The sequence below is a fragment of the Janthinobacterium sp. GMG2 genome (assembly GCF_033949445.1).
Taxonomy (GTDB): domain Bacteria; phylum Pseudomonadota; class Gammaproteobacteria; order Burkholderiales; family Burkholderiaceae_D; genus Janthinobacterium; species Janthinobacterium aestuarii.
This window is the reverse complement of sequence record NZ_JAXAWA010000019.1, coordinates 1-1,391: the sequence shown is the minus strand read 5'-3', so window position 1 is coordinate 1,391 and position 1,391 is coordinate 1. Positions and strand designations below refer to the sequence as shown.

Here is a 1,391-nt window from a genome sequence, read left to right as displayed (position 1 = left end):
CACGAAGCAATCGGAAGTGGTTCCAAGAAAAGCCTCTAAGCTTCAGTCATACGAGACCGTACCGCAAACCGACACAGGTGGGCGAGATGAGTATTCTAAGGCGCTTGAGAGAACTCGGGAGAAGGAACTCGGCAAATTGGTACCGTAACTTCGGGAAAAGGTACGCCCCGGTAGCTTGATTGGTTTACTCCATGAGGGTGAAAGGGTTGCAATAAACTGGTGGCTGCGACTGTTTAATAAAAACACAGCACTCTGCAAACACGAAAGTGGACGTATAGGGTGTGACGCCTGCCCGGTGCTGGAAGATTAAATGATGGGGTGCAAGCTCTTGATTGAAGTCCCAGTAAACGGCGGCCGTAACTATAACGGTCCTAAGGTAGCGAAATTCCTTGTCGGGTAAGTTCCGACCTGCACGAATGGCGTAACGATGGCCACACTGTCTCCTCCCGAGACTCAGCGAAGTTGAAATGTTTGTGATGATGCAATCTACCCGCGGCTAGACGGAAAGACCCCATGAACCTTTACTGTAGCTTTGCATTGGACTTTGAACCAATCTGTGTAGGATAGGTGGGAGGCTTTGAAGCGGGGACGCTAGTTCTCGTGGAGCCAACCTTGAAATACCACCCTGGTTTGTTTGAGGTTCTAACCTTGGTCCGTTATCCGGATCGGGGACAGTGCATGGTAGGCAGTTTGACTGGGGCGGTCTCCTCCTAAAGTGTAACGGAGGAGTTCGAAGGTACGCTAGATACGGTCGGACATCGTGTTGATAGTGCAATGGCATAAGCGTGCTTAACTGCGAGACTGACAAGTCGAGCAGGTACGAAAGTAGGACATAGTGATCCGGTGGTTCTGTATGGAAGGGCCATCGCTCAACGGATAAAAGGTACTCTGGGGATAACAGGCTGATTCCTCCCAAGAGTTCATATCGACGGGGGAGTTTGGCACCTCGATGTCGGCTCATCACATCCTGGGGCTGTAGCCGGTCCCAAGGGTATGGCTGTTCGCCATTTAAAGTGGTACGTGAGCTGGGTTTAAAACGTCGTGAGACAGTTTGGTCCCTATCTGCCGTGGGCGTTGGAAATTTGAAGGGGGCTGCTCCTAGTACGAGAGGACCGGAGTGGACGAACCTCTGGTGTACCGGTTGTCACGCCAGTGGCATTGCCGGGTAGCTAAGTTCGGAAGAGATAACCGCTGAAAGCATCTAAGCGGGAAACTTGCCTTGAGATGAGATTTCCCAGAGCCTTGAGCTCTTTGAAGGGTCGTTCGAGACCAGGACGTTGATAGGCTGGGTGTGGAAGTGCAGTAATGCATTAAGCTAACCAGTACTAATTGCCCGTACGGCTTGTCCCTATAACCTTAGCAGGTACAGAGGATAAGACGGTACAACGTTG

General features: G+C 51.3%; 1 rRNA gene. It reads left to right on the top strand.

The window, feature by feature from the left end:
- Positions 1-1,350 (top strand): 23S ribosomal RNA (locus tag SKZ59_RS28105); the annotation flags it as partial.
- Between the last annotated feature and the right edge of the window lie 41 nt (positions 1,351-1,391).